This is a genomic window from Minwuia sp. IMCC3009 (assembly GCF_029909415.1).
Lineage (GTDB): Bacteria > Pseudomonadota > Alphaproteobacteria > Minwuiales > Minwuiaceae > Minwuia.
The window spans coordinates 1,848,106-1,871,133 of sequence record NZ_CP123781.1; the positions used below are offsets into that span (position 1 = coordinate 1,848,106).

The following is a 23,028-nucleotide window of genomic DNA, read 5'->3' on the forward strand; positions in this document are numbered from 1 at the left end:
TTCAGGGCTCATCCGGATATTCCTTGGTCTGGGTGTTCTGCGCGATGACGAGACCTGCCGCCCCTGCGGCGGCAACGGCGCCCGCAGGCGGAGTCTTCTGGCCTTCCGGCTTCTGTACGGCGGGGGCCGCATCGGCATTCATGGTTTCCGTTTCACCCTCGCCTTTCGCCCAGTCCGGCCATTCGATCTGGACCCGGCGCTGTGCGAGTTCGATGCCCGCCGCATAGAGGTCGTTCTTCACTTCCTGAAACACGGCCTTGCGGATCATGAACTGCTCCCGCGGCTTGCAGGTGAACTTGGTGCGCAGGATCAGGGCCCCCTCCTCGATGCGGAACACGCCCTGGGACTTCAGCGGCTGGATGAACTTCGGGCCGAGTTCCGGATCCTCCAGCAGCCTCAGACCGACCTTCTTGATGATCTTGCGGACCTTGTCGACGTCGGTGTCATAGGGCAGCCGGAACTCCTGCTTGTAGATCGCCCAGTCGCGGTTGTAGTTGGTGATGGAGCGCAGTTCGCCAAAGGGAACCGTGTGAATGGCCCCCCGATGGTGGCGCAGGCGCATGGAGCGGATGGAGATCTGTTCCACCTGGCCCCGGATCTCCCCGAACTCGACATATTCGCCGACGCGGAACGCATCGTCGATCAGGAAGAAGATGCCGGAGATGATGTCCCGGACCAAGGCCTGGGCACCGAAGCCGACGGCGATGCCCACGACACCCGCACCGGCGATCAGGGGACCGATATCCAGTCCCATCGACGACAGCACCACCATGATGGTGATGGCGACAAGGATGGTCAGGATGAAACCGCGTATCAGTGGCAGCAGCGTGCCGAAGCGGGAAACGATCAGACCGCCCAGACCGTCTTCATCAACTGCATGATCGGCGGCAGCGGCCATCGCGCGCTCGTTCTCCCGGTCGATGAAGCGGGTGATCGTCCGTTGCACCAGTGCCCAGCCGATGGAGGCCACCAGCAGGATGGCCAGCACATCCAGCAGCACCTCGGTCGCCAGCTGCCCGGCCGGGCTCTGCTGCAGGGCAATGATATCGAGGGCAACCACGTGCAGGAACGCCGCCAGGCCGATCAGTGCCAGCACCAGATAGGCGATCTGGCGGACAGACGGCAGCAGGCCGCCACCCTGTTTCATCTCCAGTATCCCGGCCTCCCCGCCCGCGTCGGTCGCGCGCGCGGCAGATTCCTCGTCCGGTTCCGCCGGATTATGGAGACGGGAGACGAACAGGCCGCCGGCCAGCGCCCCGAACAGGCAGAAGACCGCGACGGTCTTGCTCGGGTCCGGGGAAAAGACACTCAGGGACCAGAGCAGCAGGAACATGGCCGTCGCAACGACCAGCCAGACCCGGCGATAGCGCCCGAACAACTGGTGCAGCATCGCGCCAAGACCTGTGCTCGCCGATGGCCGGTCGTGATCAACCGGTGTTCTGAGGATCACCACCAGTGACACGAGCGCCAGAAGACCGCCAACACCGAGCTGCACGATGTCCAGCATGGCCTGCGGCATGCCCAGCAGGCGCAGCATGCCCATGCTGAACCCGGCAAGCGCAGCCAGCCCGAGGACGATGGTGAGCCAGTAGACCATGCGCCGCGCGGCGCGGTCGTCCAGGTCCACCATCCGCCGTTCGGGTGCCTTCGGCGCGAACAGCGCATTGCCGAGGAACCACCCGGCCATCGCGACGACCGTCACGGCGAGATAGCTGATCAGGAAGATCCGCATGGGGTCGAACTGGCTGAACCAGACCAGTGACAGCAGGAAACCGGCAGCAACCATCACCGCCAGCACAAGCAGATCACGCAGCAGCACCACCAGGGTGACCGTCAGGGATGGCAGCAGCCGACCGCGGATCGCCGCTGGCGTGACCACCAGTTGACCGAACATGCGCCGCGTCAGCCAGGCCAGCAGTCCGCCGCCGGCCAGCATCAGCGCAAGATTGGCAATGCCGGTCCACATGCGCGGCCAGCCCTCGAAATCCGTCAGCAGGATGAAGGCATCCTCGACCTCGCTCTGGCACAGGGGCCAGATGGCGATGACCCCGTCAATGCCCCTGATGATGCCGTTCATGCTGTTGCGCGCACCGTCGATCAGTGCCGCGAAGGGATCGCCCCCGCCCTGTTGCGGTGCGGCATCCTGCTGTGCGGCATTGCCCGCAGCGAGCTTCTCTTCGACGAGTTTCCGGACAGTGGGTTCCAGCAGGGTCTCCAGGCTCTGCTGTCCCGGCGCGGGCGCGGTCTCGGTCTCGGAACGCTTCTCGGCCTGTTTCAGGACCTGGAGCGCCTGCGCCTTCACCTCTCCTGTTCCGGACCAGGAGAACCCGAGCAGGATCAGGATCATCAATGCCAGCAGTGAGCGTGCGAAACCCATGTTCATTCCCCCCGACGAGCATTCTCGCGCGCCCGTACGGGAAGCCTAAACGATTTTGGCGAGTGGCGGTATCACAGTCACTCGGACGGTGACGGCTGTCGGCTCAACGAATGTTGCCATGCGCGAGGGTGCGGAACTCCTCACCATCCTTCTGCGAGATCCTGATGCGGTAATAGCCGGAATCATGCAGCTCGCACAGGAACCGGTCGCCCCGCTTCGCATAGAGGAAGTAGGTCAGGTGCAGGTCAGAGCGCTGAGGCCTCGGCTCCCCGTCGATCTCCAGTTTCTTCAGGACTTCGATGTTGCGCACGATGAAGAGGCACCGATCGAAACCGGGGCGGGCACTTTCGGCTTCGGAATTGGCCAGGGCCGCATAGTTGCCGTCCCGCAGTTCGACGGTGCGGAGATCCATGCCCGCGCGGGACTGGTGCACCACGGAGACGTTGAACGGGCCTGCGTCGAAGGTCCCGTCGGTCCCTTCGGTGAAGAGCCGGATCAGCCAGTCGGCCTCCTCCGGCACGAACAGCGCCGCAAGCCTCGCCAGAGCCGCCTGTGCGGCCGAGCGATCGACATGCGGCGGGGCGTTGAGCGCGCGGTTCTCGCCGGTGCCATTGTCGGTCCAGGTCAGCCGGACGCGTTTGGTCAGCCCCTCATGACCGACCGGTTCGGTGATTGTGACACGCACCGTCCGATTGTCGCCCAGGATGCAGTGACGTCGCAGGTCCGAGAAGGCATCGGTCGCCTGTTCCACCACGCGACTGCAGTTCAGCGCCTCCTCCACGCGTCGGGATTCATCGCGAAACGGACCAAACCCCTTGTCCGGTTTCGGTCCTTCATCCTGCCCCGTTATGGCACGCCATAGACTGCCAAGCTGCGCCTGGGCCGGATGGGCAGCAGACAGCGCCAGCACCAGGGCAAGCATTGGAACGGCAATCAGGACCGGAAAGGGTTTCATTTCGACACCAAGCCAGAGACGTTGGGTCACTTCAAGCAAGATCAGAGCCGATTGCCGTCATGCCGGGCCGGTTGCCTGTGGTGGCTGCTGGCGGGAGGCCAGCCAGAGGCCTGCCAGTACCAGAACGAGACCGGCAAAGGTCGCCGTTCCCGGTATCTCGCCCAGCAGAACGGCCCCCCCCAGCGCGGCCGTCACAGGGCTGAGGCCAAGATAGATCGTCACCTCGGTCGCGCCCGCGTTGCTCAACGCATACAGCCAGAGGAAATAGCTGGCGCCGCTGCCGACGCCGATGAAGATCACGGCCATCCACCCGATGTCGCTGAAGGCCGGAAGCGTCTCGAAGAGTCCCTCCGGCGCCGCCGCGGCAGCAAGAAAGATGACCGATGCCAGCATGGCGAGCGATCCGACAGAAACGGTCGGATAGCGCATCAGGTAGGGGCGATAGAAGATCGAGCAGGCCGCGCCCGACAGGGCTGCCGCAAAGGCAGCGAGTTCACCGATCCAGCCTTCATCGACGACAGCGGTTTCCGTCACCTTCTCCCCCAATGCCAGGCCGACACCGATGATCGTGACGACCACGGCAAAGGCCACGCGGGTACTGAACGCCTCCTTCCCGAAGAGGACGGAGAGCACCATGGTCAGCAGCGGGAACGTGGCAAAGATCAGCGATGCTCGGGCGGAGGGGATGTATTGCAGGGCAATGTTGAGGAAGACGATCACCAGTCCGCACTGGACAATACCCAGCAGGACCACCGGTATCACGTCCCGGCGGGCAAATGGCCAGGGCGCGATCTTCAGCGCGACGGGCAGAAGGCAGAGGAACGCAAGCGCGTAGCGGAAGAAGGCGAGTGAGACCGGTCCGGCCTGGTCCACGACGAAGCGCGTGGCGACAATGCCGAGACCGACCTGGATCCCGGTGGCTGCCGCAGCCACAAGGCCCGCGCGGCGGTTCAAAGTTCCAGTTCCCAGTTCTGACCGACCAGATCGACACCGAAACTGTGGTGCGGCTCCTCCTCCACCAGTCGGAATCCGGCCTTCTGGTATATCCGGCGGGCCGCGTGCAGATTGTCGTTGGTCCAGAGCACCAGCTTGCCGTAGCCCTTTGATTTCGCGAAGCGAATACATTCCTCGACCATGCGTTCACCCAGGCGCAGACCGCGCGCGGAAGGGTCGATGATCAGCAGGCGCAGTTGCGCTTCTGCAGGTGATTTCCTGACGACGGTGACCGAACCAACGGGGACCCCGTCGATCTCCGCCATCCAGCAATGTTCCCACTCCGGATCGAAGTCGCGCAGGAATGCGGCGGCGATGTCCGCGACCATCGCCTCGAAGGTATGATCCCAGCCGAACTCGGTGGCATAGATCCGTCCATGTGCCGAGATCACCCACCCCATGTCGCCCGGCCGATGGCTTCTGAGCGTGACGACCGGCGTGGGCGCGGGCCGACCGCAAGCCCTGGCGAGCAACGTCCCGGCAGACTGCAGCGCCGTCATCAGGTTCCGCTGATCCTGCTCCCCAAGGCCGGAGATCAGTTTCATCATCTCGCTCTGCGACCTGCCGGAGAGGGATCGGTACAATTCAGCCCCGTCAGCCGTCAGCGCGAGGATCTGCTGGCGACCATCCGCCTGCGACACCGCGGCGGTGATCAGTCCGCGGTCCTTGAGTCCCCGCACAAGGCGACTGAGATAGCCGTTGTCGAGGATCAGGTCCCGTGCGAGATCCGAGATGGTCAATCCGTCCCCGTTCGCGATCTCGTAGATCACCCGCACCTCGGTCAGCGAGAGGCCGCTGTCCAGATAGGCCTGTTGCAGCAGCCCGACCAGACTCGTGTGGGTCCGGTTGAAGCGGCGCAGCGCCTCTGCCCTCAGTTTCAGAACCTCGTCCATCATGCCACCCGAAAAATGCCTAGCGCGCCTAATCATATGCCACAGGCAGATAAAGGAAATGCCGTCTTTCGCAATTCCTCCTTTTTGCGGAATCCGGAAAAGCTGCTATCGCAGGGACAGTGCACGATGATGTTGTTTCCGCGGAGAGCCTGGAAATTGAAGATCCGATGACCAGACCTGCCGTCATACGGAAGATCCGGTTTCCCGGGGTTCCGCCCTACACCGGCTGGGCAGTCGGGATTGCTGCACTGGTGGTGCTCGGCTTCCTGTTGTTCCCAAATGCGCCGGAGGGCCTGCCATGACAATCGTCACCGGAGGGGAATACCGAACTCGCATTGGCATATGCGTTTGATGAATCCGGTACGGCGGACCTGCAGAACGCCCGGCGCCTGACTTTCGCAGACGGCCCGATGCAATCCCTGCACCTCGGATTCAGCGACCGCCCCCTCTGGCTGCGACTGACCATGACCAACAGGGCAGCGGAGGCTCTGTCGGCTGTGCTCGTCTATCGCTTTCCCTACATTGATTCCGTGACCGCATATCTGCCACGCCCGGAGGGCGGCGAACCTGTCCGGATTGCGCGCGGCGACAGCCTGCCCCTGCCGGAGAGCTTCCGGCAGAGTCATTTCCCGGCGTTTCCGGTCCACCTGCCCGCCATGGCGACGACGGTTGTCTATCTGCAGGTCCAGAGCACGTCGGTCCTGCTCGCCCCTCTAGAACTTCTGAGCGAGAAGCGTTTCGCACGCGAACTGATGCTCGACCAGATCCTGCTCGGCCTCCTGTTCGGGGCGGTCATCGCCGTCTGCCTCTACGTTCTGACCGTCTATCTGACGGTGCGGGACAAGGCCTATCTGGATTTCGTGCCGTTCAGCCTCAGTTATGCGCTCTATGTGGCGGTCGCGACCGGGTTCGGTCAGGTCTGGATATGGCCGGAGGCCTGGCAGCACGCGAACCTGCTCTATTTCGTCGTCCAGGGGCTGCTGTTCGCCAGTGGCGTGCGGTTCTTTCAGCGCTACCTGAATACCGCCGAGCACACGCCCCGCATCAACATCGCCATGCGCCTGCTGATCATCGCGGGCCTGCTGACGACCGTATCGCCGTTCCTGCCGAAACCGATAGATACTCTGCTGATAGCCTTCGTCGCGGGACCGGGCGCAGTTCTCGTGCTGGGAACCGCGATCTATCTCTGGATCCGCGGCGTCGACAATGCCGCTGTGGTGACTGTCGGATGGGCGTTCAGTCATGTCACCTCGGTCTATCTGTACCTGCGGGTATTCGACATCACGCCTTACCTGGAAGTGAACCACTACCTGACAGCCATCGGCTGCGCTATCGCCACCCTGTATTTCGCCATTGCCCAGGCCCTGGGTCTGCGCAGGCAGCAGGCCAAGCTGCTGCTCGCCGAGACCATCAACGACACCCGCAACCAGTTCATGGCCGGGATGAGCCACGAACTGCGCACGCCGCTGAATGCGATCATGGGCTTCTCCGAGATGATGAAGGAACAGATGCTGGGACCGATCCAGCCGTCTGCCTACCGGGACTATGCGGCGGACATTCATGCCAGCAGTCAGAACATGCTGAAGCTGGTTGACGATGTTCTCGACATCTCGCGGATCGAATCAGGTCACTACGAGCTGAATGTCCAGCCGACCGACCTCGTCGACCTCGCGCAGGCCTGCATTGCCAGGTTTGCGACGGAGGCTGCCTCGGCCGGTATCCAGGTCCACCTTCGGCACGACCGTGATGCCGTCATGGCGACGGTGGACGCGGAGGCTGTGACGCGTGCCCTGTGCAACGTGCTGGACAATGCCATCAAGTACTCGGCCCCGGAGAGTGAGGTCAGCGTCGCGATTGCCGGGGACCGGGGCCAGATCAGACTGAGTGTCTCGGACAGTGGTCAGGGCATTCCCGAGGAGATGATGGAGCAGGTCGTCAGGCCCTTTGAACTCGTCCGCACCAACGCCTACTCGGCGAAGACCGGAGCCGGGCTCGGGCTGCCGGTTGCCCGCATGCTGGTCGAACTGCATGGCGGAAGGCTCGAGATCGACAGTGACGAGGGCAAGGGCACATCTGTTGCGTTCCTGATGCCCGCCGACTGACCGCATGGTCTCGCCCGCCGGCAGGATTCAGGCCGCGTCGACCGTCTGCGAGCCACCGGTTGGCGTATCTTCCACCCGCGTCGCCCAGAACTCGGCCGGAAGCAGTATCCGCACCGTTGTCCCCTGCCCCTTGGCGCGGTCGATCTGCAGTTCGCCTTCGAGCACCTGCATCAGGTGACGGGTGATGGGCAGGCCCAGACCGGACCCCTGCTCACCTGTCCTCACGGAGGATTCGGTTCTGCCAAACGGCGTCAGTGCCTGTCTCACCTCTATCGGGTTCATGCCCAGTCCCTGATCCTTGACCGAAAGGACCAGATCACCCTTCCGACCCGTATCCAGGCTGATGGTGACCTGCGACCCTTCATTGGAATACTTGATCGCATTGCTGAGAATGTTGAGGACGACCTGACGGAACCTCTGCATGTCGGTCCGCACCATCAGATCGCTGTCAATCTCCCTGGTGGTGACGGCAATGTTCCTGCTTTCCGCCAATGACGCGACCATCGCTGTCGCCTCGGCAAGCAGTTCGGAAAGATTGGTCCATTCCAGCGTGATCTCCGCATTGCCGGTTTCAATGCGCGAGAGATCAAGCAGGTCGTTGATGACACCCAGCAGATGTCTCGCACTGCCATGGATGTCCTTGACGTATTCGCCATACCTGGGCGGCGACACCTTGCCGAAGACCTCGTCCCGGATGACTTCGGAAAAGCCGATGATGGCGTTCAGCGGGGTACGGAGCTCATGGCTCGTACTGGCGACAAAGGCACTCTTCTCGCGAGTCGCATTCTCCAGCCTTGTCATGGTCTCAAGCAGCTCGAACTCACGTTGGACAAACTGGATGCCGACCAGAAAGTTCTGGCGCGCGGCGAAAGCGATCAGGGCCAGGAGAACCGGGCACAGGATCAGCATGTAGACCGCGACATCAGGGTACTTCGTCGAAACCGCGACCATGGGAACCACCCCGGCACAGAGATAGAGCACCACCGCGGCTAGCGGGATCATGGCGTTCAGCATCACGCCACCCGAAATCGTGATGGTCAGCAGGATGAACAGCAGAACGTCCGTCGCGATTGTCCCGTTCGTCACCGCAACTGCCCCGAAGACGCCCCAGATTACCCCGAAGATCAGGTTCTTCTGAACGATGGACGCCACTGTCCGCGAGGAATGGGAGCGTCGCGTCGAGCGCCGTTTCGTTCGCCATTGCATCAGTTGCATCGCACTCAGGCTGACTGTCAGCGCGAACCAGGGCCAGACGAAGAGCGGATGAACGAACGGACTGAGGGCGATCGCGAGAACCACAGCGAACGTGAAGTTGCCTGCCGCAAAGATAACGGAAGCATCAATCTGACGCGCAATGCGTTCTTCCATAACCATCGTACGCAGATGCACCGGTGCTGTTGCTCCGATCATGGTCTCGAAGACCTCGAAGAAGCGTCTGCTACCTGACGATTTCCTGGTTCTGTTCAACTTGCGGCACTGCTCGAGAAACGGGGACGGACGACGGCATGCACCGCCCTTCACGGACTGAATAGGGCAACGATCTTAATCTGACGTTAAGCACAGCGATAATCTGTGGTTTTCGTGACGCATCCCGGTGCCTTCCGTTTCAGGCCGTGTCGCACCCACCAAGCATTCGCTCGACCGCGTCGTTGAACATGTGCAGGGCGCCTTCGAACCGCCCGAAGGTCAGATGATCGTTCGCGCCAGACGCCAGACCGGACTGGATGCTCTCACCGATCACGAAATCCTCCGCAAGCGTCGTACAGGTGATCTCATGGTTGCGTTGCCAGTATTCAATCGGCTGCGCGCCCTCCGGCACCATGGTCTTCAGGTTGATGCGGGTCCTGGTCTCGCTGACGGGATCCATGCATACCCAGATCAGATGGTCCTGCTGTACCAGCAACTGGCTGAGCGGAAAGACCGTGTAGACCAGGTTGGCATGCTGCCGCAATTGCCAGTCCGCCTCCGGCTGCGTTGCCAGTTCCTTCACGGACACGCGCGGCAGAACGGACCGCAGATGACTTCCGAACGCCTGGTAGGTGGACAGATTGTCGTTGAAGTACGGGCCGATGGTCGCCTTGTGCGCTACCTTGAAATGATAGGATTCCAGGCCGCCCTCGATCAGGATCTTCCAGTTCACGTCATGCACCGCGGTCGTCTCCGCCACCACGTGCAGGTCCCGACTGCCGATCCAGTCCAGGTCATCACCGATCCCCGCCAGGAAACCGTCCAGTTCCCCCATCGTGGCGTCATCCGGCGCAACCCATATCCAGCCGTGCCGCTCCACACAGGCCAGGGGTTTCAGGCCCAGGCTCTCCCGGTCGGCCTCCGGAAAGCCCTCGCGTTCGTGGGGAATGCCGATCAGCTCGCCACGATTGTTCCAGGTCCATGCGTGATAGGGGCACGTGAAACGTCGCGCGCAACCGCTTTCCGCATCCACCAGCCGGGTACCGCGATGACGACAGACATTGATGAAGGCCCGGTACGCCCCTGCCCCGTCATGGGTGACCAGCATCGGCAGTCCGGCGATATCGCGTCTGAGGAAGGCATTGTCCCCGGTGAGTTCGCTGACATGCGCGACCATCAGGGGCAGAGCGCGAAAGATTCCAGCCGTTTCCTGCGCGAACCGCTCGGCGGAGCAGTAGTTGGCAACCGCGTTGGTGGTCTGGCAGTCGTCCAGGAAGAAGGTCTTGCGCCCCAGCAGGTCCAGCACTTCGTTCAGCAATGAAAGTTCCGTGGCTCTGTCCATTGTTCCCCCCCCTTCCGGATGCCGCTTCGGCCCAGGGGCAGGATAGCGGAACCGCTCGGACACACGGTAGTGCGGAGATGCGGCTTCCGTGCCCCGCCGGCCATCTGGTCCACCCTGTGCACTGTCCCCACCATGAACAGATGCACAGCCATCGCAACCAACCCGGAAGTCGGCGGAAAAATGATTTTGTTTCAATCGGTTGAGCCAGAAATGCAGTGCCACAAGGTACCCGGCATGATTTGCCGCCCCCGGGTTGAAGCTGCCGTCGGCCCGGCAAGCCTTGCCGCAGGCGGGGAGGAACGGTCATGAGCCTGAATGGTGTTCTGAGCGCGGGAACAAGCGGCCTGATCGCCGCGCAGGTCGGGCTTTCGACGGTCTCCGACAACATCGCCAACGTGAATACGGAAGGCTATGCCCGCAAGGAACCCGTCCAGGAGGTTCGTGTCGTCGGCGGCCAGGGCGTCGGGGTTCAGGTTTCGGAGGTGCGACGCATTGCGGACAGCTTCCTGTCCCAGGAATTCCGGATCGCGGCGGCTGAGTCCGGCCGGTTCGAGGCGATGGAGGAACTCCAGCAGCAGCTGACGGCCCTGCTGGGCGATCCGACACAGGACCGCACGCTGGTGTCCCGCCTGGACGACATCTTCAATGCCGCCTCGGCCCTGGCCAACAATCCGGAGACGACAGCCGCGCGCAACAGCATGCTGGATGCGCTGCAGCGGCTGGACGAGGATCTCAACCTGGTCTCTGACGGCGTCCGGGACCTGCAGCGCCAGGCCGACCAGCGCATCGGTGACACGGTGCAGACCATCAATGACCTGATCGAGCAGATCGACGCCCTGAACCGCGAGATCTCCCGCATGCCCGATACGGCCGACAGCAACGCCCTGGAGGATCAGCGGGCGCGGAAGCTGGACGAGCTGGGTGGCCTGATGGACATCCGGACCTTCGAACTCGGCAACGGCATTCTCGCGGTCTCCACCAACGCCGGTCTGCCGCTGGTCGACCATGCGGCCCGGCGGCTGGTGCATGTGCCCAACGAAGCCGCCATCGCGGGTCAGACCTTTCCCCCCTTGACGATCGAGCGGATCGACCCGGCGACCGGCCAGGCGTCCGCCGTCAACGGGTCCATCGATACCAGCATCCGTTCAGGCGAACTGCGGGGACTGCTTGATATCCGCGACACCAACCTGAACGACCTCGCAGTCGAGCTTGGTGCGATGGCCGGTCAGGTCGCGGACGAACTGAACCGTGTCCACAATGATTTCACCGCCGTGCCGCCGCCCGCCACCCTGACGGGCCGGAACACGGGTGCCGTGGCGACCGACCCGCATGGCTTCACGGGGATCGCGACGTTCCATGCCTTCGACGCCAACAACGCCGTCACGGCCTCTGCAACCATCGACTTCGGCGCAATCGGCGGCACGATCCAGGATGCGGTCAACGCCGTCAACGCCGGGCTGGGCGGACAGGGCACCCTCAGCCTGACCAATGGCGTCATGAGCTTCACCGCAGCCGGTGGTGCCAGCGGTGTCGCCATCCAGCAGGACGCAACCACACCGTCGGACAATGGCGGGCGCGGCTTCTCTCACCGCTTCGGCCTCAACGATCTGGTCAGCACCGGAACCGGCCCCGCCTTCGACACCGGTCTGACCGCCGCGACAGGCCACGGCATGACCGGCGAGATGACGCTGAGCCTGATCGGCCCGGCCAACCAGCGTGCCGTCACCACGACAATGGACTTCGCGGCAATCGGCGGCACGGTCGGTGACATGGTGAACCAGCTCAACACCAATTTCTCCGGCCTCGTCAGTTTCGCGCTGGACGGTGCGGGCAAGCTGACCGCGACACCGGCTGCTGCCGCCTCCGCATTCCGCGTCGAGGTGCTGGCCGACAGCAGCGCCCGCGGCACCACCGGGGTCTCGGCCTCCGACCTGTTCGGGCTTGGCAGCGCAGCCGTTGCGTCCGTCGCCTCCGGCTTCGGTGTCTCCAGCGCGGTCTCCGGCAACCCGGAAGGCATCGCCCTGGCCAGGGTCAATGCAGCCGGCACCCCGGCAGTCGGCATCGGCGACAATGCCGGTGCCATCGCGCTGCAGGACCTGGGCAGCACGGAGAGCCGCTTCGACGGCGCCGGTCGCCTGCCCGCGATGACGGCAACCCTGTCGGAGATCGGTTCGGAACTGCTGGGCCGGGTCGGACAGGCGGCCCGGGACATCGCGATCCGCGCAGAGGATCGCCAGGCGCTGCGCGACGAACTCAGTGAGCGGGTCAGCGAAGTCTCCGGTGTCAATCTGGATGAGGAAATGACCCGCCTCATCACCTTCCAGACGGCTTTCAACGCCTCCGCACGCGTCATATCCGCGACGCAGGAGATGTTTGACGCCCTGCTGAGAATCTAGGGAAAGGGAGGCCACATACCATGCGTATCGGTTCCTTCGGCAACAGCGAAGCCATGATCCAGCAGATGCTGCGTCAGCAGACCGACCTGGTGGAAACCCAGCGTCAGGTCGCGACCGGCACGAAATACAATGATGTGAAGGGCTTCGGCGCCGGCACGTCATCGCTGCTCAGTTCCCACTCCATCATGAACCGGCTGGATGGCTTCTACGAGAGCAACAAGTCGATCTCCGGCCGCCTGAATGCCTTCGACCACAGCCTGACGGAGCTGGAGGGTATCGGGAACCGGCTGCGCGACGCCCTGTTCACTGCCCGCGGCACCGGCGACGGCACGGGGCTGGTGACGGAGATCGACAGCCTGTTCCAGCAGGCCGCGTCCATCATGAACACCCGTTTCGAGGGACGCTTCCTGTTCGGCGGAACGCAGAGCGACCAGCAGCCGCTGGCCATCGAAACCACGGCGGACCTGATCGCCACCGCCGAGCCGCCCGCCGGAAACTTCTTCAACGATCAGGGCGACCCGAACAGCATCCGCCTGGACGAGCGCACCTCCGTGACGGTCGGCAATACGGCCTCACAGGTCGGGGAAGAGCTTCTGCATGCGATGCAGCGCATCCTGATGTTCGATGCCGGCACCCTGCCCGCCGGTGCGGGCGCATTCGCCCCCGCCGGAGACCTGGACCAGCAGCTGACCAATGATCAGGCCGAGTTCCTGCAGAGCGAACTGGACCGTGTGCTGGGGGCCATCGACACGATGAAGACCGCCGCGACCGACAATGCGCTGAACATCCGCACCGTCGAGGACGTGCAGACCCGGATCGAGGACCAGAAGATCACTCTCTCCGAACTCATCGCCGACAAGGAAGACGCCGATCTCGGCGAAGCCGCCCTGCGCCTGAACCAGCAGCAGGTCGCCCTGGAAGCCAGCTTCCGCATGATCGCCCAGATGCGCCAGTTGAGCCTGGTGAACCTGCTTTAGCGAACAGCGACTGACACGCTTGCTTGAAATACTGCAGGGGCGCCACAGCGGCGCAGCAACCGTGGCCCGGTGCGCCGTACACCGGGCCACGAATTTCCGAAATCAGGCCGCGTGGTTCAGGTCATAGCCCTTGAAGGTCGTGCCGATCTTCTGGATGTCCTGCAGCACGTCCGGGTCGATCAGGGTCGGTTCCTCGCCTGCGGCAGTCTGGAAGCCGATGGAGTCGGACAGGCCGCCGAAGCGTTCCTCGATGCGGTTGGCGATCACGTCCCAGGTGCCATGGGCACAGAACAGGTCGACCACGTCGTCGGAGACTTCCGCCGCCATCTCGTCCCAGCGCTGCTGCACCGACATGCGATGCAGCTTCTCGCCCAGGTCCAGCAGGTCATGCTGTTCGAACACGGGCCAGTAGGTGCGTGTGGAGCCGTAGAAGGCGACCCGGTAACGGACCCAGTCGTACATCTTGCGGACCTCTTCTTCCGTCTTGCCGGTGGCGATGAAGCCGCCGCCGGAGATCTCGAAGTTCTCCCGGCTGCGTCCGCCCCGTTCGAAACCGGTCTCCAACTCCTTCATGATCACGTTCTCGATGTATTTCCGGGTGCAGAAGCCGTGCAGCCGGACGCCGTCGCAGACATGGCCTGCCACGCGCATCATCGCCGGGCCGACCGCGGCGATGGTCACCGGCGCGCCGACATGGCCCATCGGCTCCGGCGTGAAGTTGGGCGTCATCAGGGTGAAGGAATAGTGCTTGCCGATGAAGGCCAGGTCCCGCCCCCCCTCGGCCCAGCACTTCCAGATGGCATGCAGGGACTGGATATATTCCTTCAGGCGCGGCGCGGGCGGGCTCCACGGCACGGAGAAGCGGCGTTCATTGTGTCCCTTCACCTGGCTGCCAAGGCCCAGCACGAATCGCCCGCCGGATGCGGCCTGCAGATCCCATGACGCCTCCGCCACCACCATCGGGCTGCGCGGAAAGGCAATGGCGACGCCGGTCGCGAGCTGGATGCTCTCTGTCGTGGTGGATGCAACGGCCAGCGGCAGGAACGGCTCGTTCGCATTCTCCTGCGTGACGATGCCGTCATAGCCTGCTTCCTCGATCTCCCGGGCGAAGGTACCGGCATTCTTCAGGGGCACCCCCTGCATCGCGAACTGGACTTTCATTCTCTCTCCCCATCAAACGCAGGGGCCGGATGCAGCAACCGGAGGGTTCTGCTCATGGACGCGGCCCTTGCCGCATGTATGATACCGCGCCAGTTGGGGAGGAAACAGGAATAGGTGGATCAGAGGTCCATGTGGATCATTCTGCCAATCAAGAACATGGATCAGGCGAAGCAGCGGCTTGCCGGTGAGCTCTCACCGCAGGAACGGCGAAGCCTGTTCGAGACCATGTTGACCGACGTGTTCGAAACCCTGGTGCAGTGCAGGCGGACCAGCGGCATCGTGATCATCTCGCGGGAGCCGAAGGCGGCGGCCTTCGCCGAGCGCTATGGCGCGGAGCTGGTGGAGGAGCCGCTGAACGAAGGGCAGTCGGCGGCTGTCCAGCGTGGCGTCGATCATGTGCTGGCGAAGGGCGGACGCGGTATCGTGACGATTCCCGGTGATGCTCCGGCCCTGACCGTGTTCGAGGTCGACGGGCTGATCGCCCTGAACGGCAATTCCGACCCGGCGCTGACACTCTGTCCGTCACATGACCGGCGTGGCACCAACTGCATCGTCGCGACACCACCGGACCTGATCCGGTTCCATTTCGGCCATGAGAGCTTTGGCCCCCACCTGCAGGAGGCCGAGAAGATCGGTATCACCCCCAGCATCCGCCCCCTGCCCGGCCTGGGCCTGGACATCGACACGCCGGAGGATGTGCTGAAGTTCCTCGACCTGCCGCACACCACGCGGACTCACCGGTTCCTGACGGAGAACGGCATTGCCGAACGGCTGCTGGCGAAGCAGGCGCGGGACCTTGGCGCATGAGTGCTGAACTGCCCGATCGCGCGACGATCGATGCGCTGGCGGAGCTGCCGCTGGCCGATCTGATGGCGCGGGCCGCCGCCCGGCGCGATGCGTACCATGGCGACACGGTGACCTATTCGCGCAAGGTCTTCATACCGCTGACCCATCTGTGTCGGGATGTCTGCCACTACTGCACCTTCGCGGAGCCGCCGAAGAAGGGCGAGGCCGCCTTCCTCTCGCCGGAGCAGGTGCTGGAGATCGCGCGCAAGGGCGCGGCGGCGGGCTGCAACGAGGCGCTGTTCACCCTGGGCGACAAGCCGGAGCTGCGGTACCGCGCGGCGCGGGAAGCGCTGGAGCGGCTGGGCTACGCCACCACCCTCGACTATCTGCACGCCATGGCGGAGCTGGTCTGGCGGGAAACCGGGCTGCTGCCGCACCTCAATCCCGGCCTGATGGATCTGAATGACCTGAACCGGCTGCGTCAGGTCTCCGTCTCCATGGGCATCATGCTGGAGGGCACCGCGCCCAGCCTGATGGAACGCGGCAAGCCGCACTTCGGCTCCCCCGACAAGGACCCGGCCCTGCGCATCGCCTGCATGGATGCCGCAGGAGAGGCCCGGGTGCCCTTCACCAGTGGTATCCTGATCGGTATCGGCGAGACGCGGGCGGAACGGCTGGACGCGCTGTTCGCCCTGCGTGACCTGAACGACCGCCACGGGCACCTGCAGGAAGTCATCATCCAGAACTTCCGCGCCAAGCCGGGCACGAAGATGGTCGATGCCCCGGAACCGGATCTGGACGAGCTTTGCTGGACGATTGCCATGGCGCGGCTGCTCTTCGCGCCGCAGATGCATGTGCAGGCCCCGCCGAACCTCAGCCCCGGCGTGCTGCCGCGCCTGATCGGTGCCGGCATCGACGACTGGGGCGGCGTTTCCCCGGTCACGCCGGATTTCGTGAACCCCGAAGCCCCCTGGCCGCATCTGGAGAAGCTGCGGTTGGAGACGGCGCTGGGCGGCAAGCGGCTGGCGCAGCGGCTGCCGGTCTATCCCGAACACATGGAAGACGCCGACCGCTGGCTCGATCCGGCGTTCCACAAGGCGGTGCTGGACCGTACCGACGGACAGGGACTGGTGCGCGATGACGCCTGGTCGCCAGGGGAGCATGACGCGATCCCTGACCTTCCCGCCATGCGTCCCTCCGGCACCCTGAAACCGATCATCGACCGTGCGGTTGCCGGGGAGCGGCTGGAGCCCGAGGAGATCGTGCGCCTGTTCCGTGCCCGCGACGCCGACTTCGTGGCCGTCGTGCAGGCGGCGGATGCGCTGCGCCAGCGGGTCAGCGGCGAGAGTGTTTCCTACGTCGTCACGCGTAACATCAACTACACCAACGTCTGCTACTTCAAGTGCCAGTTCTGCGCCTTCTCCAAGGGCAAGCTGTCGGAGAACCTGCGCGGCCGCCCCTATGACATCGGCCTGGACGAGATCCGACGCCGGGTGCGGGAGGCCTGGGATCGTGGCGCGACCGAAGTCTGCATGCAGGGGGGCATCCACCCCGACTATACTGGCCAGACCTATCTCGACATCCTGGACGCGGTGCATGAGGCCGCACCCGGGATGCATGTGCATGCCTTCTCCCCGCTGGAAGTGGCCCAGGGCGCGGCAACCCTCGACCTGCCCGTCGCCGAATTCCTGCAGCGGCTGAAGGATCACGGTCTTGGCACCCTGCCCGGCACTGCAGCTGAAATTCTGGATGAAGAAGTACGCACAACCCTTTGTCCGGACAAGCTTCGTACAGATCAATGGCTGGACGTCATGCGCGACGCCCACCGGGTCGGATTCCGCACCACGGCGACGATCATGTTCGGTCACATCGACCACTACCGTCACTGGGCGCGGCACCTGTTGAGCATCCGCGACCTGCAGGCGGAGACCGGCGGCTTCACCGAGTTCGTGCCCCTGCCCTTCGTCCATATGGAGGCACCGATCTACCTCAAGGGTCGCGCCCGCAAGGGTCCGACGTTCCGGGAGGCGGTGCTGATGCACGCGGTGCCCCGGCTGGTGTTCAACGGTCTGATCGACAATATCCAGACAAGCTGGGTGAAGATGGGTCCGGCGGGCGTGCGGGCGTGCCTCGCCGCCGGCGCCAACGACCTTGGTGGCACCCTGATGAACGAGACCATCACCCGCGCCGCCGGTGCCGCGCATGGGGAGGAGATGCCGCCGCACATGATGGAGGATCTGATCCGCCAGTCAGGCCGCACCGTCCGCCAGCGCACCACCACCTACGAGACCGCCCCCGAAAGCCGCACCCAGCGCTCCCGACAGGCCGCCCCACTGGAGGAGGTGGTCAACACCCCGGCCACCCGTTACGACCGCGATCAGCGCCCGAGCCGGTTGGTAAGGCCAGGACTGGAGGCCGCTTTGAGGGAGATCAGCGGCGGGGATTGATTCATTCGCGCGCCGGGGTCCAACGTTCTCAAGCCGGTTCCCCGTGTCGGGAAGCGACCACCCCCATGCTGTATGATCGACGCGGAATCGTCAGCAACCAGTTGATTTTCCGGACGCTTCTGAATTGAGGCGGGTAGGTCAATCCTGTATCTCTGTCAGCGAAAGTGCACCGCTGTGGAGACCGGTAACGAACATGCACGACCCGATCAGCAGGGACGGAACGCACCGATGACTTCCAGAACGAGACGGAAACTCGCTGCAATCGTGGCAGCGGATGTTGTCGGCTGGTCCCGCCTGATGGGCGCTGATGAGGTCGGCACCCTCTCGATCCTCAAGCAGCACCGCAGGGAATTGATCGATCCCAGGATAACCGAATTCGGCGGACGGATCGCGAACACAGCCGGGGACAGTCTTCTGGTCGAGTTCCCCAGTGCCGTCGATGCGGTGCAGTGTTCAGTGGATATCCAGCGGGAAATGGCTGAACGGAACGCAGGCCGGCCCCAGGACCAGCAGATGATGTTCCGGATCGGCATCAACCTGGGAGATGTGATCGCCGATGGTGAGGATGTCTTCGGCGACGGCGTCAATGTGGCGGCGCGGCTGGAAGCCTCGGCCGAGCCCGGAGGCGTCGTGGTCTCCGACACGATCCATGAGCAGACCCTCGGCAAGCTGGCATACCCTTTCGAGGATGGCGGGCTGCAGCAGTTCAAGAATATCGACCGCCCGATCCGGACCTGGCGCTGGACGGGAGCCACGGATACCGGTTCTGACAGGACGAAGGCCTCTCCGCAGGACCCGAAGGCGGCCGACGAACGCCCGGCCATTGCGGTGGTGCCCTTCAACAACATGAGCGCCAGTTCGGATGAAGACTATTTCTCGGACGGGCTGACCGAAGACATCATCACCGCTCTCACCTACTGGCGCTCTTTCGATGTCATCGCGCGGAATTCCTCCTTTGCCTACAAGGGCAAGTCCTTCGACGTCCGGACCGTGGGACGGGAACTGGGTGCGCGCTATGTCCTGGAAGGAAGCGTCCGCAAGCAGAAGTCCCGCGTCCGCGCGACCGCTCAGCTGATCGACTGCGAGAACGGCCATCATGTCTGGGCCGAGAAGTTCGACCGTGATCTGGAGGACATCTTTCAGATGCAGGACGAGATCGTGCAGGCAATAGCGTCGGTGGTAGCCCCGCAGCTGGACCGGGCCGAACTGGAACGCTCGGCGCTCAGGAAACCGGAAGACCTGGATGCCTGGACGCTGTGCCTGCGGGCCAAGCCCCTGGTGCGGCGGCGCACCGCTGAATCGTCGGCGCAGGCGCGTGCCCTGTTCTCCCGGGCCATCGAACTGCAGCCGGACTTCTCGGAGGCCCATGCCGGTCTGGCCATGTCCCATAATGTCGACGCCATTAATGGCGACTGCGCCGACATCGACCAGACCCTGAAACAGGCGATGAATGCGGCAAGAATGGCCGTTGCCCATGATGACGCCTCGGCCTGGGCGCATCATGAGCTGAGCACGGCCTACCAGCTTCTGGGCCTGGTCGAGGATGCGATCGCCGAGGCGGGTATTGCGGTGAGACTGAATCCCAACGACGCCTATACCCTGCACGCGCTCGGCAACAAGTCGGACCTTGCAGGGGATATTTCCGGGATATCCCACATGGAACGGGCACAGGCGCTCTGCCCGGAAGACGCTTCGTCGCCGACGCAGCTGGCGTTTCTGGCGCGGGCCTACCTTGTCGCAGGCGACTACATAGCCTCGGTCAGGGTGGCGCGAGAGGCGATTCGGAAGGATGCCGGGAAACCGGCGTCGCATTACATCCTCGCCCTCGGGCTCGTCATGCAGGGAGACACCGACGGTGCGCGGGGCGCAATTGCCGAATGCGACGGGATCAGTCCAGGCTTCGTCGAGAGTCGCCGCGGCTGGCAACCCTACAGCGATGCGGCCTGCAACGCCCGTCTTGCAGAGATCCGTACCGCCACCATTGGCATCTAGACGCTGCAGTTTCCCTGGCGAGCAACGGTTGACCCTTGGGGGAACCTGTTGACCGTGTCGCCGTCCTGTTGCCCCGGTTCCCCCGGAGAACGCCCATGCAACATCTGGCTGTGATCTTCGCCACGGTCTTTCTTGCGGAACTCGGAGACAAGACCCAGCTCGCCACCCTGCTGTTCGCCACCGACAAGCAGCAACATCCCATGCTGATCTTCATGGCTGCTTCGCTGGCCCTGGTTGCATCCACCGCCATCGCCGTGGCGCTTGGCACAGTGGCGGAACGTTACCTGACCATGATCCCCCTGAAGCTCATTGCGGGGGCCGGGTTCGTGATCATCGGCCTGCTGACCATCTGGGGCCACTATGCCGGGAAATGAGAAGGCAGCCCTGAGACCGCTCAATGCAGCGCAGGCGTCGGTCTTCGGGTTCTTCGCGTGCGGTGGCCCGCATTCACGTACAGGCCGTCGATGGGGCAGCTTGTCGTGATGATCGGGCTGCGGTCTCCCTGACCGACAGGGCCCTGCTTGTAGGTCAAGCAGCCGTTGCGTCGATTGTCTGACGGCGAATCTGGAGAGGAGCTTCCCGCCCCTTCACCGTAACGGTCTCGGGTGCGCCGAATTGCGCGTCCGCCAGACTGGCCTCGACCACGATTTCCCCGGCCTGCGCAGCTGTGCACAGTCTTGCAGCAATGTTCACTGCATCGCCGATCACGGTGAAGTCGCGTCGGGTTTCCGGACCGATGGCACCGGAGATCACCTCGCCCCGAAAGATCCCGATGCCGATGCGGCGGGGCATTTGCGCCTGGCTGACCCGCGCCTGTATCTCCCGCGCCGCCGCAACTGCACGCGCTGCGCCATCTGCGGCGTCGAAGCGGGCGAGGATGGCATCGCCAATCATCTTGTCCACGTCGCCACCATGTCGCGCGAGGATATCGACCTGCAGCCCCATCACCGCGTTCAGGAACCCCACGACGTCCTCTGGAGAGTGGTGTTCGCTGAACCCGGTGAAATCCCGGATGTCGGAAAAGAACAGTGTCGTTGTCAGCTTCCTGGAGGCCATCTCGTTGCCACCTGCCGCCGCCCGTGCCGCATCCGCGGCTGTCGCCGAGACCAGGGACTCCAGACGCTGGCGCAAGGCACCGATCAGGTTGGACCGCGCGTCGATATCCCTCTGTGCGCGGATGACAAGTCGATCAAGCGCAACGCCCAGGACAACGAACAGCAGGACCAGGACTGCAATGATGGGAATGGCCGACGTGATGTAGATATCGTCGAGGTACCTGACGGGTTCGTAGAGTTCGAAGACAGCGCGCAGGACCCCATCATCGTCGTAAACGGGCACGTAGAACTCGTACTGCTTCTCCCCACTGGGCAAGGTCCTGGTCACGAGGCCTGGCTGGGCTTCGCTGATCGCCTCGCGGAGGGCCTCGCCGGCCTCACGTGTTCCGATTTCCTCCGCATGGGTTGCGTAGAGCACCACACGGTTGAGGTCATAGACCTTGAGTTCGGGAAGCTGTTGACGCTCGACTTCGGTTTCGAACGCCTGTGCCAGTCCTGCTGCGTCGTCGGACTCCCGCAGTTGGGCAATCGAACGACCGGACATGAGCGCCTGCCAGGCCTCTCCCCCGTTTTCCCGAACCGAGCGTTCGATTGTCTGGGCACGTCGCTGTGCCAGCTCGAGATAGATGGCCTCCACAGCTTCACGCGCCGTGAGTCCGATGATCAGCAGGGACAGGGCGAAGAATACAAGCAGAGCGGGAGCGAAGCGACGGCGGAACTGCCGCTTCAGGGGGAAGGGTTCGCCAATGCTCGGCGCAGGATCAATGGGTTGGCTCACGGCGGGAACCCGATCTTTCTGTGACTGTTCAATACCGGAAGGTAGCGACTGGCGTTCCTCGTATCAGGGAATTTCCCGGGCGCGTCGACCCGCCTTGCCCCTCATCAATGCAGCGCAGGCGTCGGGCCGTGCCCTGTCTCGTCGATCATGTGCCCGCGCTGGAACCGGTCGAGGGTGAAGGCGGCGTTGAGGTCGTGGGGTTCGTCGCGGGCTATTGTCCAGGCGAAGCACCAGCCTGACGCCGGAGTGGCCTTGAACCCGCCGTAGCACCAGCCCGCGTTGACGTAGAGGCCGTCGATGGGGCTCTTCGTGATGATCGGGCTGCCGTCCATGGTCATGTCCATGATGCCGCCCCAGCTGCGCAGCAGTTTCAGCCGCCGCGTGTTGGGGAACAGGGACGCCAGCAGCCCGTGGACATTGTGCACCACCGGCAGGTTGCCGCGCTGGGCGTAGGAATTGTAGCCGTCGATGTCGCCGCCATAGACCAGCCCGCCCTTGTCGGACTGGGAGACGTAGAGGTGGGCGGCGCCGAAGGTGACGACGGTGTGGATCAGGGGTTTCAGTCCCTCCGACACGAAGGCCTGCAGCACATGGCTCTCGATGGGCAGGTTGTTCAGGCCCGCCTGCAGCAGCACGACGCTTGAGTTGCCCGCCACCGCGACGCCGATCTTGCCCGCCTTGATCTCGCCGCGCGTGGTCTCGACGGCGTTGATGCGCCCTGCCCCGTCGCGACGGAAGCCCAGCACCTCACAGTTCTCGATGATGTCCACGCCCAGCCGGTCGGCACCGCGCGCATAGCCCCAGGCCACCGCGTCATGCCGCGCGGTCCCGGCGCGGGGCTGCAGCAGGCCGCCGTGAACGGGAAAGCGGGCGTCCATCGACATGTCGATACCGGGGCAGAGCTTCGCCACTTCCTCCCGCCCCAGCAGTTCGGCATCGATGCCGTTCAGACGCATGGAGTTGCCGCGCACGGCGTGGGCGTCCATCTGCTCCGGCGTGTGGGCCAGGTTGAGCACGCCGCGCTGGCTGAACATGACGTTGTAGTTGAGGTCGCGCGACAGCCCCTCCCACAATTTCATGGAATGCTCGTAGAAGCGGTTGTTCTCCGGCAGCAGGTAGTTGGAGCGGACAATGGTGGTGTTCCGCCCGATGTTGCCGGACCCGAGCCAGCCCTTCTCCAGCACCGCGACATTGGTGATGCCGTGCAGTTTCGCCAGGTAGTAGGCCGTGGCCAGCCCGTGTCCGCCGCCACCGACGATGATCACGTCATAGGCCGGCTTCGGCTCCGGCTTGCGCCAGGCCATCTTCCAGCCCCGGTTGCCGGTCAGCCCTTCCTTCAGCAGCCGCAGCGCGGAATATTCACCCAG

The 23,028-nt window shown here is 63.9% G+C and carries 16 protein-coding genes; 7 read left to right on the top strand and 9 right to left on the bottom strand.

The window, feature by feature from the left end; translation table 11 throughout:
* Window position 1: 1 nt before the first annotated feature.
* The 4 genes from QGV55_RS08740 to QGV55_RS08755 form a co-directional block, all read right to left on the bottom strand.
* A complete protein-coding gene (locus tag QGV55_RS08740; RefSeq protein ID WP_281017206.1) occupies window positions 2-2,377 on the bottom strand; it encodes a mechanosensitive ion channel family protein in 2,376 nt (791 codons plus the stop codon).
* Between the two features lie 103 nt (window positions 2,378-2,480).
* The gene (locus tag QGV55_RS08745) at window positions 2,481-3,332 is read right to left on the bottom strand and encodes a hypothetical protein (RefSeq protein WP_281020137.1); all 852 of its coding nucleotides are present in this window, start codon (window positions 3,330-3,332) and stop codon (window positions 2,481-2,483) included.
* A gap of 57 nt (window positions 3,333-3,389) precedes the next feature.
* Window positions 3,390-4,286 (bottom strand): DMT family transporter, encoded by an 897-nt coding sequence (locus tag QGV55_RS08750; protein ID WP_281017204.1) that lies wholly within the window; start codon window positions 4,284-4,286, stop codon window positions 3,390-3,392.
* Complete coding sequence (locus tag QGV55_RS08755; protein WP_281017203.1) at window positions 4,283-5,221, bottom strand: helix-turn-helix domain-containing GNAT family N-acetyltransferase; 939 nt, start codon at window positions 5,219-5,221, stop codon at window positions 4,283-4,285. The genes QGV55_RS08750 and QGV55_RS08755 overlap by 4 nt, the downstream gene beginning before the upstream one ends.
* Window positions 5,222-5,553: 332 nt before the next feature.
* Between QGV55_RS08755 and QGV55_RS08760 the strand changes: the two genes are divergently transcribed.
* Window positions 5,554-7,320 (top strand): sensor histidine kinase, encoded by a 1,767-nt coding sequence (locus QGV55_RS08760; protein WP_281017202.1) that lies wholly within the window; start codon window positions 5,554-5,556, stop codon window positions 7,318-7,320.
* Between the two features lie 27 nt (window positions 7,321-7,347).
* Here the strand turns inward: QGV55_RS08760 and QGV55_RS08765 are convergent, their stop codons facing one another.
* Complete coding sequence (locus QGV55_RS08765; RefSeq protein WP_281017201.1) at window positions 7,348-8,694, bottom strand: HAMP domain-containing sensor histidine kinase; 1,347 nt, start codon at window positions 8,692-8,694, stop codon at window positions 7,348-7,350.
* A 232-nt stretch (window positions 8,695-8,926) separates the two neighbouring features.
* Window positions 8,927-10,069, bottom strand: coding sequence for an SRPBCC family protein (locus QGV55_RS08770; RefSeq protein WP_281017200.1), 1,143 nt, complete (start codon window positions 10,067-10,069; stop codon window positions 8,927-8,929).
* A gap of 305 nt (window positions 10,070-10,374) precedes the next feature.
* On the opposite strand from QGV55_RS08770, the gene flgK reads away from it, so the two are divergent.
* Together flgK and QGV55_RS08780 are read left to right on the top strand one after the other, a co-directional pair.
* Window positions 10,375-12,465, top strand: coding sequence for a flagellar hook-associated protein FlgK (gene flgK / locus QGV55_RS08775; RefSeq protein ID WP_281017199.1), 2,091 nt, complete (start codon window positions 10,375-10,377; stop codon window positions 12,463-12,465).
* Between the two features lie 20 nt (window positions 12,466-12,485).
* Window positions 12,486-13,442 (top strand): flagellin, encoded by a 957-nt coding sequence (locus QGV55_RS08780; protein WP_281017198.1) that lies wholly within the window; start codon window positions 12,486-12,488, stop codon window positions 13,440-13,442.
* Between the two features lie 102 nt (window positions 13,443-13,544).
* Here the strand turns inward: QGV55_RS08780 and QGV55_RS08785 are convergent, their stop codons facing one another.
* Window positions 13,545-14,603, bottom strand: a complete 1,059-nt coding sequence (locus QGV55_RS08785) for a TIGR03617 family F420-dependent LLM class oxidoreductase (protein WP_281017197.1) — start codon at window positions 14,601-14,603, stop codon at window positions 13,545-13,547.
* Between the two features lie 129 nt (window positions 14,604-14,732).
* On the opposite strand from QGV55_RS08785, the gene cofC reads away from it, so the two are divergent.
* From cofC to QGV55_RS08805, 4 genes are all read left to right on the top strand, one after another.
* Window positions 14,733-15,410 (top strand): 2-phospho-L-lactate guanylyltransferase, encoded by a 678-nt coding sequence (gene cofC, locus QGV55_RS08790; protein WP_281017196.1) that lies wholly within the window; start codon window positions 14,733-14,735, stop codon window positions 15,408-15,410.
* Window positions 15,407-17,836 carry a 5-amino-6-(D-ribitylamino)uracil--L-tyrosine 4-hydroxyphenyl transferase CofH gene (gene cofH, locus QGV55_RS08795; protein ID WP_281017195.1) on the top strand — a complete coding sequence of 810 codons (2,430 nt, stop codon included), beginning with the start codon at window positions 15,407-15,409 and terminating at the stop codon, window positions 17,834-17,836. The genes cofC and cofH overlap by 4 nt, the downstream gene beginning before the upstream one ends.
* A gap of 228 nt (window positions 17,837-18,064) precedes the next feature.
* On the top strand, window positions 18,065-19,828 hold the full coding sequence (locus QGV55_RS08800; protein WP_281017194.1) for an adenylate/guanylate cyclase domain-containing protein: 1,764 nt from the start codon (window positions 18,065-18,067) through the stop codon (window positions 19,826-19,828).
* Between the two features lie 95 nt (window positions 19,829-19,923).
* A complete protein-coding gene (locus QGV55_RS08805) occupies window positions 19,924-20,202 on the top strand; it encodes a TMEM165/GDT1 family protein (RefSeq protein ID WP_281017193.1) in 279 nt (92 codons plus the stop codon).
* A 154-nt stretch (window positions 20,203-20,356) separates the two neighbouring features.
* Here QGV55_RS08805 and QGV55_RS08810 read toward each other — a convergent pair whose 3' ends face one another.
* Together QGV55_RS08810 and QGV55_RS08815 are read right to left on the bottom strand one after the other, a co-directional pair.
* A complete protein-coding gene (locus QGV55_RS08810) occupies window positions 20,357-21,661 on the bottom strand; it encodes an adenylate/guanylate cyclase domain-containing protein (protein WP_281017192.1) in 1,305 nt (434 codons plus the stop codon).
* A 104-nt stretch (window positions 21,662-21,765) separates the two neighbouring features.
* Window positions 21,766-23,028, bottom strand: coding sequence for a sarcosine oxidase subunit beta family protein (locus tag QGV55_RS08815; protein WP_348637709.1), 1,263 nt, complete (start codon window positions 23,026-23,028; stop codon window positions 21,766-21,768).